This window comes from Hydrogenophaga sp., assembly GCF_031426985.1.
Lineage (GTDB): Bacteria > Pseudomonadota > Gammaproteobacteria > Burkholderiales > Burkholderiaceae_C > Hydrogenophaga.
Window position 1 is genome coordinate 1,780 of record NZ_JASJOY010000093.1, and the last position, 456, is coordinate 2,235.

Here is a 456-nt window from a genome sequence, read left to right on the forward strand (position 1 = left end):
GTGGCCCTGGTGTGGGCGCTGCTGGCCAGCGTGGCCAGTGCGGTGTTCGTGCGGCGCATTGGCGTGACGCCACCCGAGGCGATACCGGCGTCGCCACCAGACACCGGCCCGACCCCGGTCAACGGGCCGGTACAGGGGCCGCAAGCATGACCGGCATCCCCTGGCGTGAAGGACTGTCGCTGACGCTGATCGGCGCCGGCGCACTGTTTTTCCTGGCCGGCAGCGTCGGCGTGCTGCGGCTGCCCGACCTGTTGTCGCGGCTGCATGCGCTGACCAAGGCCGACAACCTCGGCCTGTGCTTCCTCGTGGCCGGCCTGATGTTGCAGGCGGCCAATGCGCAGGAGGTACTTAAGCTGCTGCTGGTCTGGCTGCTGGTGCTGTTCGCCAGCTCGGTGGCCTGCTACCTGGTAGCACGCTCGGCCACGGCTTCGGCGGCGCGCGCGGACGGCGGCGCGC

The 456-nt window shown here is 70.8% G+C and carries 1 protein-coding gene; it reads left to right on the forward strand.

The features are described from left to right. Positions 1-146 precede the first annotated feature (146 nt). Positions 147-456, forward strand: a 310-nt coding sequence (locus RMP09_RS12000) for a monovalent cation/H(+) antiporter subunit G (RefSeq protein ID WP_310566202.1), incomplete at its 3' end; no start/stop codon positions are given.